At 33.8% G+C, this 15,295-nt stretch carries 16 protein-coding genes; 13 read left to right on the top strand and 3 right to left on the bottom strand.

Features of this window, described 5'->3' with window-relative positions:
• Positions 1–30 precede the first annotated feature (30 nt).
• Complete coding sequence (locus tag F6P99_RS11665) at positions 31–1,026, bottom strand: homocysteine S-methyltransferase family protein (protein WP_152287665.1); 996 nt, start codon at positions 1,024–1,026, stop codon at positions 31–33.
• A 214-nt stretch (positions 1,027–1,240) separates the two neighbouring features.
• Here F6P99_RS11665 and eco point away from each other — a divergent pair, with 214 nt between their 5' ends.
• The 3 genes from eco to F6P99_RS11650 are packed head-to-tail and all read left to right on the top strand — an operon-like array spanning position 1,241 to position 3,482.
• Positions 1,241–1,741 (top strand): serine protease inhibitor ecotin, encoded by a 501-nt coding sequence (gene eco, locus F6P99_RS11660; RefSeq protein ID WP_152287664.1) that lies wholly within the window; start codon positions 1,241–1,243, stop codon positions 1,739–1,741.
• The gene (locus F6P99_RS11655) at positions 1,742–2,347 is read left to right on the top strand and encodes a DUF502 domain-containing protein (protein WP_152287663.1); all 606 of its coding nucleotides are present in this window, start codon (positions 1,742–1,744) and stop codon (positions 2,345–2,347) included.
• Between the two features lie 4 nt (positions 2,348–2,351).
• A complete protein-coding gene (locus tag F6P99_RS11650; RefSeq protein ID WP_152287662.1) occupies positions 2,352–3,482 on the top strand; it encodes a BamA/TamA family outer membrane protein in 1,131 nt (376 codons plus the stop codon).
• A gap of 14 nt (positions 3,483–3,496) precedes the next feature.
• On the opposite strand, the gene F6P99_RS11645 is transcribed toward F6P99_RS11650, so the two are convergent.
• Entirely contained in the window at positions 3,497–4,024 is a 528-nt protein-coding gene (locus tag F6P99_RS11645) for a DUF4442 domain-containing protein (RefSeq protein ID WP_152287661.1), read from the bottom strand.
• A gap of 36 nt (positions 4,025–4,060) precedes the next feature.
• Positions 4,061–5,029: a Gfo/Idh/MocA family protein gene (locus F6P99_RS11640; protein ID WP_152287660.1), complete on the bottom strand. Its 969-nt coding sequence runs from the start codon at positions 5,027–5,029 to the stop codon at positions 4,061–4,063.
• Positions 5,030–5,164: 135 nt separating this feature from the next.
• On the opposite strand from F6P99_RS11640, the gene F6P99_RS11635 reads away from it, so the two are divergent.
• The 10 genes from F6P99_RS11635 to F6P99_RS11590 all read left to right on the top strand — a co-directional run bounded on the left by F6P99_RS11635 (position 5,165) and on the right by F6P99_RS11590 (position 15,276).
• Positions 5,165–5,896: a class I SAM-dependent methyltransferase gene (locus tag F6P99_RS11635; protein ID WP_152287659.1), complete on the top strand. Its 732-nt coding sequence runs from the start codon at positions 5,165–5,167 to the stop codon at positions 5,894–5,896.
• Complete coding sequence (locus F6P99_RS11630; protein ID WP_152287658.1) at positions 5,893–6,594, top strand: ZIP family metal transporter; 702 nt, start codon at positions 5,893–5,895, stop codon at positions 6,592–6,594. Before F6P99_RS11635 ends, F6P99_RS11630 begins: the two co-directional genes overlap by 4 nt.
• A gap of 210 nt (positions 6,595–6,804) precedes the next feature.
• Positions 6,805–7,116, top strand: a complete 312-nt coding sequence (locus F6P99_RS11625) for a hypothetical protein (RefSeq protein WP_152287657.1) — start codon at positions 6,805–6,807, stop codon at positions 7,114–7,116.
• Between the two features lie 99 nt (positions 7,117–7,215).
• The gene (locus F6P99_RS11620) at positions 7,216–8,802 is read left to right on the top strand and encodes a peptide chain release factor 3 (RefSeq protein WP_152287656.1); all 1,587 of its coding nucleotides are present in this window, start codon (positions 7,216–7,218) and stop codon (positions 8,800–8,802) included.
• A gap of 11 nt (positions 8,803–8,813) precedes the next feature.
• Complete coding sequence (locus tag F6P99_RS11615) at positions 8,814–10,352, top strand: hypothetical protein (protein WP_152287655.1); 1,539 nt, start codon at positions 8,814–8,816, stop codon at positions 10,350–10,352.
• Positions 10,353–10,661: 309 nt separating this feature from the next.
• A complete protein-coding gene (locus F6P99_RS11610; RefSeq protein WP_152287654.1) occupies positions 10,662–10,958 on the top strand; it encodes an isoamylase early set domain-containing protein in 297 nt (98 codons plus the stop codon).
• A 178-nt stretch (positions 10,959–11,136) separates the two neighbouring features.
• Positions 11,137–11,769: a peroxiredoxin gene (locus tag F6P99_RS11605; protein WP_152287653.1), complete on the top strand. Its 633-nt coding sequence runs from the start codon at positions 11,137–11,139 to the stop codon at positions 11,767–11,769.
• Positions 11,770–11,891: 122 nt separating this feature from the next.
• Positions 11,892–12,389: a thiol peroxidase gene (gene tpx, locus F6P99_RS11600; protein WP_152287652.1), complete on the top strand. Its 498-nt coding sequence runs from the start codon at positions 11,892–11,894 to the stop codon at positions 12,387–12,389.
• Positions 12,389–12,763 (top strand): diacylglycerol kinase family protein, encoded by a 375-nt coding sequence (locus tag F6P99_RS11595; protein ID WP_152287651.1) that lies wholly within the window; start codon positions 12,389–12,391, stop codon positions 12,761–12,763. Before tpx ends, F6P99_RS11595 begins: the two co-directional genes overlap by 1 nt.
• Before the next feature lie 50 nt (positions 12,764–12,813).
• Positions 12,814–15,276, top strand: a complete 2,463-nt coding sequence (locus tag F6P99_RS11590; RefSeq protein WP_152287650.1) for an FtsK/SpoIIIE family DNA translocase — start codon at positions 12,814–12,816, stop codon at positions 15,274–15,276.
• Positions 15,277–15,295 lie beyond the last annotated feature (19 nt).

Below are 15,295 nucleotides of genomic sequence, written 5' to 3'. Positions count from 1 at the left end.
CAACTAGTATTTTTTTCTATTTACTTACTTTTATGAAGCAATAACTCTTGGTTTGTATTTGGCTGCTTCATCTGCAATAGCTTTTATATGCGCAGGGGTCGTACCACAACAACCACCGACAATATTCACCAAACTCTTATCTAGATATTCTTTGATTTGAGCTGCCATCTCTTCAGGAGTTTCATCATATTCTCCAAAAGCATTTGGCAAACCAGCATTTGGATGCGCAGACACACCGTATCCCGTGTTTCCTGATATTGCTTCAAGGTGTGGCACCAAAGCACTTGCTCCCAATGCACAATTAAGCCCTACAGTCAACAGAGGCACATGAGACACTGAAATTAAAAACGCTTCCGCTGTTTGCCCTGATAATGTTCTACCACTAGCATCTGTAATTGTACCACTCAACATAACAGGAACCTCAATATTTCGTTCTTCTTTTACTTCTTCTATCGCAAACAAAGCTGCTTTTGCATTTAAGGTATCAAACACAGTTTCTACCAATAAAATATCAGACCCTCCGTCTAACAAAGCTTCTGCTTGTTGCTTATAAGCTATGCGTAACTCATCAAAAGAAATGGCTCTATACCCAGGATCATTCACATCTGGTGACATCGACCCTGTTTTATTCGTAGGACCAATAGAACCAGCAACAAATCGAGGTTTATTAGGGTTTTCTTTTGTGAATTCGTCTGCAACTTCTTTTGCTATTTTAGCAGATTCGTAATTCAATTGGTATACGTAATCTTCCATTTCGTAATCTGCCATGGCAATAGTTGTACTCGAAAAAGTATTGGTTTCAACGATATCAGCTCCCGCTGCAAAATATTTTCTATGAACTTCTTTAATAGCTTCTGGCTGCGTAATAGACAACATATCATTATTACCTTTCACAGACAATTTCCAATCTTTAAATTGCTCTCCTCTAAAATCCTCTTCTGTAAACTTATATGCCTGTAACATAGTCCCCATCGCTCCATCTAACACAAGGATTCTCTCTTTTAAAACTTCTGTGATATTTTTCATTATTTGCTATTTTAATGGTCTAAAAAATTTTATTCTATGTCGAGTTTCTAAGATAAACTGGCAAGAAATTTCAAGAAAAAAAAGCTTGACCACCATTTCTATTTCAGGCTGCAAAGATACTTATTTTGAAACAAAAAATAAGAGTTATTTTCACAAGAGAAAACCTAGGCTGCAACTATTTTGTGTATATTTGAAATACGCTTAAAAAACACTTATGAAACACTTATTCTCAATACTCTTTGTTATTAGCATTTTTTTCACGAGTTGCAATCAAACCAAACAGCTAACACCTCAAAAAAAAGAAACTATTGCTGATTATGATTTGAGCATGTACCCGAAAGCAAACGACAGCGTACAACGTTACGTCATAGAGTTACCCATTAGAGCTGATGAAGGCTTGTATAATCTTGAAATATGGGCTGGACAAACAAAAGAAGTTGACTGTAACAAACATAGTTTGGTTGGGAAATTCAATAAAAAAACAGTCAAAGGGTGGGGATATTCTTATTACGAATTCGAGACAAACGGAATGATCATGAGCACACAAATGGCATGTCCTGATGCAAAAGTTAGTGAGAAATTTATTCGTTCAAAAACAGAACATGTTCGATACAATAGCAAACTACCCGTTGTAATATACAGCCCAAAAAATATTGAAATTGAATACGCCATTTGGTCAAAAAGTGACATCCCTTTAAAAGCAATGAAAAAATAAATGAAAAAACTGCTACAATTTTTCAAAACCACCCTAATCGGTGGTATATTTTTAATCGTACCGATTGTGATAGTACTGCTAATATTCGGTAAGGTAGTTGAAATATTACGTGTTTTGGTAAAACCTATCGTTCGAGAGCTACCATTAGATACTATTGGAGGTATAGCAATAGCACGTCTAGTTGCCTTTGCAGTTTTAATTTTACTGTGTTTAGTTGCAGGTCTCATCGCTAAAACACAGACGGCAAACAAACTAAAAAATTGGATTGAATTTACGATTTTATCAAATATTCCTGGTTATTCTATCCTGAAAGGAATGACCGAAACCGCTGTAGGAATAGAGAACAATAACGACAATCAAATAATGCTTGTAAACATAGAAGAAACCTGGCAATTAGGAATACTTATGGATCAAATTGACGAAGAATTATTTACTGTTTTTTTACCAGGAGCTCCCAGTCCCATGTCTGGAGATGTAGTTTTCGTAAAAAAAGAGCGTTTAAAAAAACTAGATATCACTTCTGTTGAAGCGTTTAAAATCCAAAAAAAATTGGGAATGGATTCAGCTTCCATTCTAAAAGGAAAAATCAGCAACAATTCTTTCTAAAACTATGAGAAAAAAAAACATTTACCTACTTGCAACATTACTTTTTTCTTTCAGTTTTATTGCAACAGCACAAAAAGGCAAATCAACTAAAACAAAAGAAGACAAGAATTTCAAAACAGTTGTGATTCCAACCATCTCTTACAATAATAGTTTTAAAACTTCTTTTGGGTTGATGGCATCTGGGTTTTACAAATTGAACAAAAAAGACACCATTTCTCCCCTATCTACATCCATGATAGTAGGAAGTTATTCAACCAATAATACTTGGTTTGCTGTACAGGTTAACAAATTTTATTTCAAAGAGGACAAATTCAGGTCTAAAGTCGTTGGAGGTACTGGTGGAATTAATTTTCAAACCTTTTTAGATTGGGGTACTATTTTAGACAATTTACCTCCAAATTTTATACCACCTGTCTTACCTCCTTTACCCGATGATGGCGTATTTGTGGATTACAACACCAGTGTGTATTTTATTTTTTCTGATTTTATGGTGAATGTCTATGATAGATTATATATAGGTGCAAATATTGTATACACACAATCAACAACCACCTTTGACGTACCTACAACACCCGTTGACAAACAACGATTGTTTGGTTTTGGTTTCTCTTCTGAATATGACAAAAGGGATAATCAGATGCAACCCATTACTGGTTTCAATGGAAAACTAAACACTACTAGTTTTTTAAAATCTTTAGGAAGTACATCTAATTACACGAATATTACTTTAGAATACAACAAGTATTTCAAACAAGGAAAAAGAAACACCCTTTTGGTAAGAGCTTACGGCCAAGCTGCTGTTGGCGATGTTCCTTTTGCTGGTCAAAATGTGGTAGGTAGAGATGACTTACGTGGATATTCAAACGGTAAATATCGAGCAAATCAAGTGTATGATGTTCAAACCGAATACAGACATTGGTTTGCAGAAAAATGGGGCTATGTAGCCTTTGGAGGTTTGGCCACTGCTATAAACAACCCAAATGAAATTAGCCTTAACAATACCTTACCTGCGATAGGTGCTGGTGTTCGTTTCATGGCAATTCCGAAATCAAGAATTACTGTAGGAATGGATGTAGCTGCCGGAAAAGACGACTGGGGAATTTATTTTAGAATTGGAGAAGCTTTTACTAGGTAATAATTACCTTATAATTACACCTTAACTTTTGTTCTTAGCTTTTCTTTGTAATGCGTTTTATCTGCTATGTAGATCGTTTTATTGACTTCACAAAAAACTTGTGTTTGGTTTTTATCTACAATCTGTGTAATTTTTTGAATCGTAATTTCTTTTTCTTTTGCCACTCTATCACGAATCGAATTTAACTCGTCTGTAGAAAAAGAAAAATATGCGTAGACAGCTTGTTTTGCAGGACGTTTGAAATTTATTTGTGCTGATTTATCCCAAATCACATACGAGCTATCTAAAATATAAATAAGTTGAATCATCGGAATCGGATCCACTGAAGCAAACAAACTACCTCCAAAAATAGAATTTACATAATTCCTGTTTTTCCAACTCAGTGGAATTTTAACTGTAACTTTTAATAGATCTTCAGAAACATATACCACTCTACCTGTACTACGACGGTACATCGGAGAATTGTTAAAGCCATATTTGAAGAGTTGTCTTTTTGAAAAGAACCGCAATCCAAGTTTTGTTAGTTTTTTATAGATAGACATCTTGCAAATAAGATTTATACCAATAAAGATACAATATTATTTACCTAGTAATTTATCTAACACCCAAGATGTTTGCGTTGCAGTTTTCCCTGTTGAGGGATGCGTTTCAATATTTGACAAGTGTTTTTCAATATTTTGCACATGCTGAAGTTGAATTGGGTTTGGATTTTCAATCCAAATTTCCTCAGTTTCATTTTCTCTTTCAACGAACAAAGATTCTTCATTAAAGATCGCAAAGCGAATGATCCCTTTTTCTCCAATCACTTCCACTCTATCTTGTAGTTTGTGCGTAGCAAAATTCCAAGACCCAGTGCCTGTAACTCCACTTTCGTGCTTCCAATTCCCCACAACGGCATCCATGGCAGTATATAAATCTTGTTGTTTTGTTGCATAACCATTTGCATCTGTAATGGTTCCAAACAAAAATGCAAACAAATCAATTGTATGACTTGCCAAGTCGTCGAAATATCCACCAAAAGCAATATTTTTATCTGTTCTCCAATTATACTTTCCACTTAAATCAACCGGACTTGGAGTTCTTGTATAGAGATAGTTTACATGACGCACTTTACCTATTTCACCAGAATCTATGATTGATTTCACTTTCAAAAATCTTGGCAAAGACCTTCTGTAATACGCAACAAACAATGGAATATTCTTCTGCTCAAAAACCTGCTCGATTCGTTTACAGGCTTCGTATGAAGGAGCCATTGGTTTTTCAATACAACAAATCTTACCCGCTTCAGCAGCTTTTAAGGCATAATATTCGTGCGAATCAGGAGGTGTTGCAATATACACTGCGTCTATTTCAGGGTTATTGATCAAGGCATCAGCATCATCATAATAATTTGGGACATTATGACGCAAAGCATAATCTTTTGCTTTAGCAAAATCTCTTCGCATTACAGCGTGCAAATAAAAATTTTGTGTTTGCTGATATGCAGGTCCGCTTTTCTTTTCTGTTACATCACCACAGCCAATAATTCCCCATCGATAAGTACTCATGTTTTTTTTGCTAAAAATATTAATCTGTTTTGAATTTTCGCAAAAAAACAGAACAATTTTCAACTAAAAAACAAGCCGTGATTTTTTTATGAGGTACTAACATTATAATTGTTATTTTTGTCACAAATTTTTCAAATGTCTTCAAAAAAAGATTGGTTTACCGATTGGTTTAACACCAAATATTACCACATTTTATACCAGCACCGAGATGATTATGAAGCTCAAGTCTTTATGAGTAACTTGGTGAATTACCTTGAGTTACCAAAAGGTGCTTCTGTATTAGACTTAGCTTGCGGTAAGGGAAGACATTCTATTTATTTAAATTCACTCGGATACAATATTACAGGTGCTGATTTATCTATAAACAGTATCAAACACGCAAGTGAATCAAAAAACGACTCTTTAAACTTTATTGTTCAAGACATGCGTCTGCCATTTCCTTTAAAAACAGATGCCATTTTTAATTTATTTACAAGTTTCGGATACTTTGCTGATGACAAAGAAGACATTCGAGTGATTGAAAATATAAAAAACTCTTTAAATCAAGATGGAGTTGCAGTCATCGATTATTTGAATGTTGTAAAAACAATTGACAAACTTGTACCCGACGAAACAATTTTGTTGGATGACATTGAATTCCATATAACGAAAGAAGTAAAAAACGATTTCATTATAAAAAAAATAGAATTCACTGTAGAAGAAAAATACCACTGTTATTACGAAAGAGTAAAATGTTTAGACTTAGCTCGTTTCAAAAAAATTATTGAAACAGCCGGGCTTCAAATTACCGAAACATTCGGTGACTATAACTTACACGCTTTTGATAAAAACAATTCCAACCGATTAATCTTAATTATCAAAGCATGATTTATCTATTGTTAATTTCTTCTGTGATTATTGGAGCTGTAATAGTGGGGTTGTTCAAACCACAACAAAATTCAGTAAGGTTGTTGTTGTCTTTTAGTGGAGCGTATTTATTAGCTATTACTGTATTGCACTTATTACCAGAAGTATTTAGTTCAGAAATAGATATACATGGTCACGGTCAAATAGCTGCAGATAAAATTGGGATTTTCATACTTTCTGGAATTTTAATCCAATCGATACTCGAATCTTTTTCAAAAGGAGCCGAACATGGACATATTCACCTACACTCACATTCTAAAAAGTTCCCTTGGTTATTGTTTGTAAGCTTGAGCTTGCATGCTTTATCAGAAGGTATTCCGATTGGTTACCAAGAAGATTCAGAATTATTATGGGCAATTGTAGTCCACAAAATTCCTATCAGTATAGTACTAGCTACATTTTTATTTAATTCAGAACTACCAAAATCTTACGGTTATCTCTTTATATTACTATTTGCATTAATGAGTCCTATCGGTTTATTCACTTCAGAAAAAATCGATCTTTTCATGGATTACCATAAACAAATAACTGGTTTTACCATTGGTATCTTTCTGCATATTTCTACCATTATTCTGTTTGAAAGCTCTAAAGATCATAAGTTTAACTATTCAAAATTTGTGGCAATATTACTCGGAATGTTCGTTGCATTTATCGCATAAAACATTTCTCAAAAAAAACATCAAAAAATTCATGTCTTACAATATTTATTGTATATTTGAGTTTTACACAATTAGAAACTAATATTTACCCCCTCTGTTAGTACTATGGATCAATACAATACAAACACGTCTAAGGCACAACTTAAGCCTCTAAAATTAAGTCAAGTTTTCAACCAATACTTATCGGTAAAAAAAACAAACAGAACCCTCATGGATATTTTCCTATGGTGGGAACGTAAAAGAATTGCATTCAACATGATTGTAGTTGGATTATTCTACATCTGCATCCACACTCAAAATTTGTTCAATCAAAGTTCAACTGAAGAACTATTTAGCAAAAGAGAAGTGATACTATTTATTGTTTTATACAATATCATTTATTCTGGATTTTGTGTGTTAGAGTTTTTCATTAAAAAAAGTAGAAAATTTGGGCCTGCTATGTTCAAAAACGCATTGTTTATTTGTACAGCAATCATCACAATTCCAACGATATTCAACCTTTTAGAAAAAATCGCATTCTAGTTAATTTATTTCGTAATTATTTTTGCATCGAATTCTAAAATGTATCTTTGCGCTTCCAAAACAACCACAATTGTTTTGCTTAACGCAACTATTTAGAACATGTCATTTTTAGAAGAAATACAACGCAGACGTACCTTTGGTATTATTTCACACCCGGATGCTGGTAAAACTACCTTAACAGAAAAATTGTTACTTTTTGGTGGAGCAATCCAAGAAGCAGGGGCCGTAAAAAATAATAAAATAAAAAAGGGAGCAACTTCTGATTTTATGGAAATCGAACGTCAACGTGGAATTTCTGTAGCTACTTCAGTTTTAGCGTTTATCTATAAAGACAAAAAAATAAACATCTTAGACACTCCTGGTCACAAAGATTTTGCTGAAGATACATTTAGAACCTTAACTGCAGTAGATAGTGTAATTGTAGTAATTGATGTTGCAAAGGGTGTTGAGGAACAAACCGAAAAATTAGTTGAGGTTTGTAGAATGAGAAAAATTCCGATCATCGTTTTTATCAATAAGTTAGATAGAGAAGGTAAAGATGCCTTTGATTTGTTAGACGAGGTTGAACAAAAACTTGGACTTACTGTAACTCCACTGAGCTTCCCAATTGGAATGGGTTATGACTTTAAAGGAATTTACAACCTGTGGGAGAAAAAAATAAACCTGTTCACCAACGAAAACAAAACAACCGTTTCTGATGGTGTTGAATTTACAGATATCGACAGTGAAGAATTGGAAGAAATTATTGGAGAAACTTCTGCTGAAACACTAAGAGAAGAATTAGAAATGGTAGACGGAGTCTATCCTAAATTCGACCAAGAAGCCTATTTAAACGGAGATTTACAACCTGTATTCTTCGGTTCTGCCTTGAATAATTTTGGAGTAAAAGAATTGCTAGATTGTTTCATTGACATAGCTCCTACTCCACAACCAAAAATGAGTGATACAAGATTGATCGACTCAAAAGAAGAAAAACTGACAGGGTTTGTGTTTAAAATTCATGCCAACATGGATCCAAAACATAGAGATCGTTTGGCTTTTATAAAAATTGTTTCTGGTACATTCAAAAGAAATCAACCTTACTTACATGTTAGAAATAACAAAAAAGTAAAATTCTCTAGTCCAAATACATTCTTCGCAGAGAAAAAAGAAATCGTAGACATATCCTATCCTGGAGATATTGTTGGCTTGCACGACACAGGAAACTTTAAAATTGGAGATACATTAACTGAAGGAGAAAATCTGAACTTTAAAGGAATTCCTAGTTTTTCACCAGAACACTTTAGATATGTTAACAATGCTGACCCGCTTAAAGCAAAACAGCTTTATAAAGGGCTAGACCAGTTAATGGATGAAGGAGTTGCACAATTATTTACATTAGAGCTCAATGGTAGAAGGGTCATCGGTACAGTGGGAGCGTTACAGTATGAAGTAATCCAATACCGTCTTGAACACGAATACGGGGCAAAATGCACCTATGAAAACCTACCAATGCATAAAGTTTGTTGGGTAGAACCTTCAGAAAACAATGAAGAATTCAAAGAGTTCAAAAGAGTAAAACAGCGCTATTTGGCAAAAGACAAAAGAGGACAGCTTGTGTTTTTAGCAGACTCAGCATTTACTATTCAAATGACACAAGACAAATATCCATCAGTAAAATTGCACTTTACGAGTGAATACGAATAGAAACCTTTAGTTTGAAAAAAATTGTTTTCTTCATAATAGCAATAACACTCTCCTTTATATCTTCAGCGCAAAACAACCCGCTATACTTAAAGGATTTAAAAGGTTATGAACTTGAGAATACAATCAAACTAAACTATATTCCGGTTGACATTCAAAAAAGCCCACTTGGAATTGAAGAAATCCCAATGGGAGTTATCGGAGTGCATTACGATTTCCCCTTTAACAAAAACTTTTATGGAGGTATCGGAATGTTTGCTGCTGTTGAAGGAGACCAAGGAGGGTTATTTACACTCGGTGTTGAACTTGGATTCCAACAAAAACTCTATAAAAACTTCTATTTCGACACAGATTTTCACTTTGGCGGTGGTGGTGGCTATCGCTACCTAGTGAAAGATGGGGCTTTCATTAATTATAACATTGGTTTAAAATACAGGACAAAAAAGATTGCTTTTGGAGCTCAATACAGTTATTTTAATTTTTACAATGGATATATCGAAAGCGGCAATGTATCTGGTTTCGTAAGCATCCCGACTTCATTTTTATTTACAGATTACTCAGAAGCAAATCAACACTATACTATCAGCAACGATACTCCCTATTTCTGGAATCGAAAAGCTAGTAAAAATGCGCTTACGCTTCGTTTCGATCAATTTTACACTACTGGAAATACGAAAGACCAATATTACAACCCAATTGAAAACACATTACACCTTATCGGTTTTGAATACGACCATTACATAAATAGAAAGACCTTTGGTTATATACATCTAGATGCAATCTACAAAGGATTAGAATCAGGTTTTATGGACTTATTTATGGGGGTTGGTTACGAACCCATACAAACAAGTACTTTTAAGTTATTTGCTAAATTTGGTGCTGGTGCCTCTGGTGGACGTGTTGAACGTGAAGGTGGTTTTACAATATATCCAAGCGTTGGATTAGAACAAAAAATATACGAAAATTTAGCAATTGCACTACACGGAGGATACATTATGGCTCCGTTTGGAAATTTTGAAGCCTATACCGCTGGATTCGGATTCAAATACAGAACATTCGACAATGGTAGTTATCATCCTGAAAAAGAAACATACATAGCTAAAACAAAAGGTATTCGATTGGGTATTCAAAACCAAACCTATTTCCAAGCGGCCAGCACAGAAACAAAACCCTATGATTTACAATTGATCACAGCACAACTAAACTCTGATATCTCAAACCACTTTTACCTAACCGGGCAAGCGACATTTGCTTATGAAGGAGAAGCTGGAGGATATGCCGATGGTATGGTTGGAATAGGATATAATTCACCAATGTTTTTTTATAAAAAACTTGAGTTTATCGCAGAATTTTTGGGAGGCGCAAGCGGAGGTGCTAAAATAGATACTGGAGCAGGACTCGCTATCAAACCTAAAATAGGACTGAATTACTCATTGAATCATAAACTACATATCACCAGTGGATTTGGAAAAATAATTGCTCCTTATGGCAACCTTAACTCAACACTATTAAGTTTTGGGTTCACATTCAATTTTAGTAAAATACAATTGTAATTTAGAAACGATTACCATATTTTTTTATTTCACATAAACTACTGATTCACAATGCAAAACTGTTATTTATCATAAAAAAAAATACGTTTACAACCATCTTTTAAGGAAAACAAACATATTCCATTATAACATTGATAACAAGAGAATTAATGCGTTGCGATTTTAATGAAATTTTCAAACTATATCATAAAGTTTCTATTAATGTAATTAAATAATTATCAAAATGTTATTTCTTCTTTTTCAGGGTTCAAATATTTTTTTAACCCTCTCATAATCCGTAAATTTGCCCTATTAATAAAACAATAAATTATGGCTATTAAAAAACAATATTTAAAAAGTAAACCAGTGTGTAAAGTTACTTTTGAAGTACCAGCAAAAGAATCAGAAAAAGTATCTGTAGTAGGAGATTTTAACGAATGGGATGCCGCAGCTGCTCCTTTGAAAAAATTAAAAAACGGAACATTCAAAGCTGTACTTCCATTTGAAGTTGGAAATTCTTATGAATTCAAATATTTAATAGATGGTGCATACGTAAACGAAGAAAAAGCAGATGCTTTCGCTTGGAATGAATACGCAAATGCAGAAAACAGCGTATTAGAACTATAGAAAAATAATACTCAATATAGAAGCCTGCTAATATAGCAGGCTTTTTTTTGCTTTAAAGTCTTTGTATAAAAAAAATCTATCCGAAAATCAATTATTAAAATCGATATACACAAAGGTTAAACTTCATAATCTTCTATATTTGTATTCGAAAATTAAAATCAAATAAAACTTATATATTATGGCAGTATTAGTAGGAAAAAAAGCTCCTGAATTTAGTGTACAAGCAGTTGTTAACGGAGGTGAGTTCGTTGAAAACTTTTCTTTAGAACAATTTCAAGGTAACAAGTATGTGTTGTTATTCTTTTACCCGAAAGATTTTACATTTGTATGTCCAACAGAATTGCATGCTTTTCAAGAAAAATTAGCTGAATTTGAAAAAAGAAATGTTCAAGTAATTGCTGCATCTACAGATACAGAACAATCTCACTGGGGATGGTTACAAGTACCTAAATCAGAAGGAGGAATTCAAGGAGTAACATATCCAATTATCGCAGATACAAACAAAACAATCTCAAAAAACTATGACGTTTTGGCTGGAGATTATTTTTACGATGACAACGATCAATTACAAGCACAAGGTGAATTAATCGCTTACAGAGGTTTGTTTTTAATTGACAAAGACGGGGTTGTTCGTCACCAAATCGTAAATGACTTACCATTAGGAAGAAATGTAGACGAAGCTATCAGAATGGTAGACGCATTACAATTCAACGAAGAGCACGGTGAGGCTTGTCCAGCAAACTGGAATTCAGATAAAAAAGGATTGACTACAACTCATGAAGGTGTAGCAAGTTACTTAGCTGAAAACTAAAATTTTTATTGTCTGTGTATCTATTGCATTGACAAGTTAAATTATCAATAAAACTCTCGATTCATTTCGAGAGTTTTTCTTTTTAACGTACTTTTGAATTCAAACATAAACACATTAATAAAATGGCTACAATAACACTAAAAGGAAATCCTTTTCAAACAAACGGAGAATTACCATCAACTGGAAACGCTGCTCCAAATTTTTCACTTAGAACAGTAGATTTAAACACTATTTCATTAGCGGATTTTTCTGGTAGTAAAATTATTTTAAATATCTTCCCTAGTGTTGATACCGGAACTTGTGCGACTTCTGTTAGAACTTTTAACAAAACGGCAAGTGACTTAAAAAACACAAAAGTTATCTGTGTTTCAAGAGATCTACCTTTTGCACATGCTCGTTTTTGTGGTGCTGAAGGAATTGAAAATGTAATCAGTGCTTCTGATATTTCTGGAAACTTTGCTGCAGACTACGGATTGCAAATTACAAATGGTCCTTTGGAAGGTTTGTGTTCTCGTTCAATTGTTGTTATTGACGAAAACGGTAACGTTGTCTATACAGAACAGGTACCTGAAACTGTTGACGAACCAAACTACGAAGCAGCAATCAACGCTTTATCATAATGAAAAAAGAAAAAGATTCTTTTGTTCTAAACAGAATAAAAAGTATTTCTTTCGCTTTTAAAGGCCTTTGGTTGTTACTAAAGTCTGAAAAAAGTATCAAAACACAGATTGCCATCAGTATATTGATGACAATCTGTGGTTTTGTTTTTAATATTACTCACCAAGAGTGGATGATACAAATTTTATGTATCGGAATCGTATTGGTCGCAGAATCACTGAATACGGCTATTGAAAAAATAGCTAATTTTGTACATCCTGATTTTCACGAAAAAATTGGTGTTATTAAAGATGTCGCCGCCGGTGCAGTAGCATTTGCTGCCATCATTGCAATTGTTGAAGGCTTGCTAATTTACATTCCTAAACTAGTCGCGTAACACAATTAAAAAAACTATATTTATTCTTTTAAAAACCTATATTTTTTTGAATGAAAAAATCTAAAAAAGAAAAAGATACAAACGATAAAAAAGAACGTTTCGTAAAGACTAAAGAGCTACTGCAAAACAGACAGTTTCAAACAGTTACAGGTGTTTTTACATTTTTGTTTGGATTATTTTTATTAATCTCATTCTTTTCTTTCTTTTTTACTTGGCAAGATGATCAAAGCTTGCTAAATGAATTTTCAGACAAAACTATTGTCTCGAAAAACCTTTTAGGAAAAATTGGGGCTAGTATCAGTCATTTTTTTATCTATAGAGGATTTGGAGTAGCGTCACTCATCATTCCTATAATAATAATGTTTGCTGGTGCTTATATTTTATTAAAAATTCCAATCAAAAAAATATTTAAATCTTTAAACTGGGGAATATTAGGTATGATTTGGGTAGCTACCTCTTTCGCATTTTTAGATAAAAAATACAGCTTAGTTGCTGGAACTATTGGTACAGAACTAAACGAATACCTAACAACCTACACAGGAAACACAGGACTAGCAATTATTTTAATTTTTGGCTATAGTACTTACGCAGTAATCCGTTTTAAAATTACTCCTGAAAGAATTAAAAGTTGGTTCCCTGAAAAAGAAGTTATTCTTGAAGATTTATCTAAAGAAACACAACTCGAGAAAGAAGTAACTACCGTTACTGAAGAAACAAAAAAAGAAATCGAACCTGAGGTTATAGAGAAAGAAACAGTTGAAGATACATCTAAAGACTCAGACACACCTAAAAAATCTGAATTTGAACTCTCTATAGAAAACCTACAACCTACAATAAAAAATCATTCTTCAATCGATAAAGAAGAAACTGCAGATGTTCCGCTAAAAGTCACTTCAGAACCCGAAGAAAAAATTATCGACGAACAACCTGATGTCTCTATTGCTATAGAAAAAACTACTGATGAAGAAAAAGTAGAAGAAAACTTGGCAAATAATTTGGTTGAAAAATTTGGTGAATTCGACCCTAAGTTGGAATTAGGTAATTTCAAATTCCCAACATTAAACTTATTAAAAGACTACAACGAAAGTATCGCTGTAGATGCAGAAGAACTCGAACAAAACAAAAATCGCATTGTAGACACCTTAAAAAACTACAAGATTGGTATTGCGGAAATCAAAGCTACAGTAGGTCCTACAGTTACACTATATGAAATTGTGCCAGAAGCAGGAATTCGTATTTCTAAAATTAAAAACTTAGAAGATGATATTGCGTTGTCATTATCTGCTTTGGGTATTCGTATCATCGCTCCTATTCCAGGTAAAGGTACTATTGGTATCGAGGTACCAAACAGCAAAGCATCAATCGTATCAATGCGCTCGGTAATTGCCTCTACCAAATTTCAAGAATCAAAAATGGAATTGCCAATAGCACTTGGTAAAAATATTTCTAATGAAACAGTTGTGATTGATTTGGCAAAAACACCACATCTATTAATGGCTGGTGCTACAGGTCAAGGAAAATCTGTTGGATTGAATTGTATTTTAACCTCGTTACTTTACAAAAAACATCCAGCTGAAGTAAAATTTGTATTGGTAGACCCTAAAAAAGTTGAACTTACTTTATTTAATAAAATAGAACGTCATTACCTGGCTAAACTTCCTGATGAAGCTGAAGCCATCATCACAGACACTACCAAAGTTGTGAATACTGTGAATTCTCTTTGTATTGAAATGGACGAACGTTATGATCTATTGAAAACAGCAATGGTTCGAAACATTAAAGAATACAATGCAAAATTTAAAGCTCGAAAATTAAACCCAGAAAATGGTCACAAATACCTGCCATATATTGTATTGGTTATCGATGAATTTGCAGATTTAATCATGACAGCAGGTAAAGAGGTGGAAACCCCTATTGCACGTTTGGCACAATTGGCTCGTGCCATAGGAATACATTTAATTGTTGCAACACAAAGACCTTCTGTTAACGTTATTACAGGTATGATCAAAGCCAACTTCCCTGCTAGAATAGCTTTTAGAGTGATGTCTGCTATTGATTCGAAAACCATCCTTGATGCATCTGGTGCAAATCAATTGATCGGACGTGGAGATATGCTTTACACTGGTGGAAATGAAAGTATCCGTATTCAATGTGCTTTTGTCGATACTCCCGAAGTTGAAAAAATCACAGATTTTATTGGGTCACAACGTGCATATCCAGAAGCGCACATGCTACCTGAATACATCGGTGAAGAAGGTGGCACAGGAGTTGATATAGCTATTGAAGATCGAGACAAATTATTTGAAGAAGCAGCAAAATTAATTGTGATTGCCCAACAAGGTTCGGCATCTTTATTACAAAGAAAACTTAAACTTGGTTATAACAGAGCAGGGAGATTGATTGACCAACTCGAAGCAGCCGGAATAGTAGGTCCTTTTGAAGGAAGTAAAGCCCGACAAGTAACTGTACCCGATTTACAAGCTCTTGATGAGTTATTGGCCAACGAAAAATAAATACACCTAAACACAAGCA

The organism is Flavicella marina, from assembly GCF_009193215.1.
GTDB classification, from domain to species: domain Bacteria; phylum Bacteroidota; class Bacteroidia; order Flavobacteriales; family Flavobacteriaceae; genus Flavicella; species Flavicella marina.
This window is presented reverse-complemented; position numbering and strand designations above follow the sequence as displayed.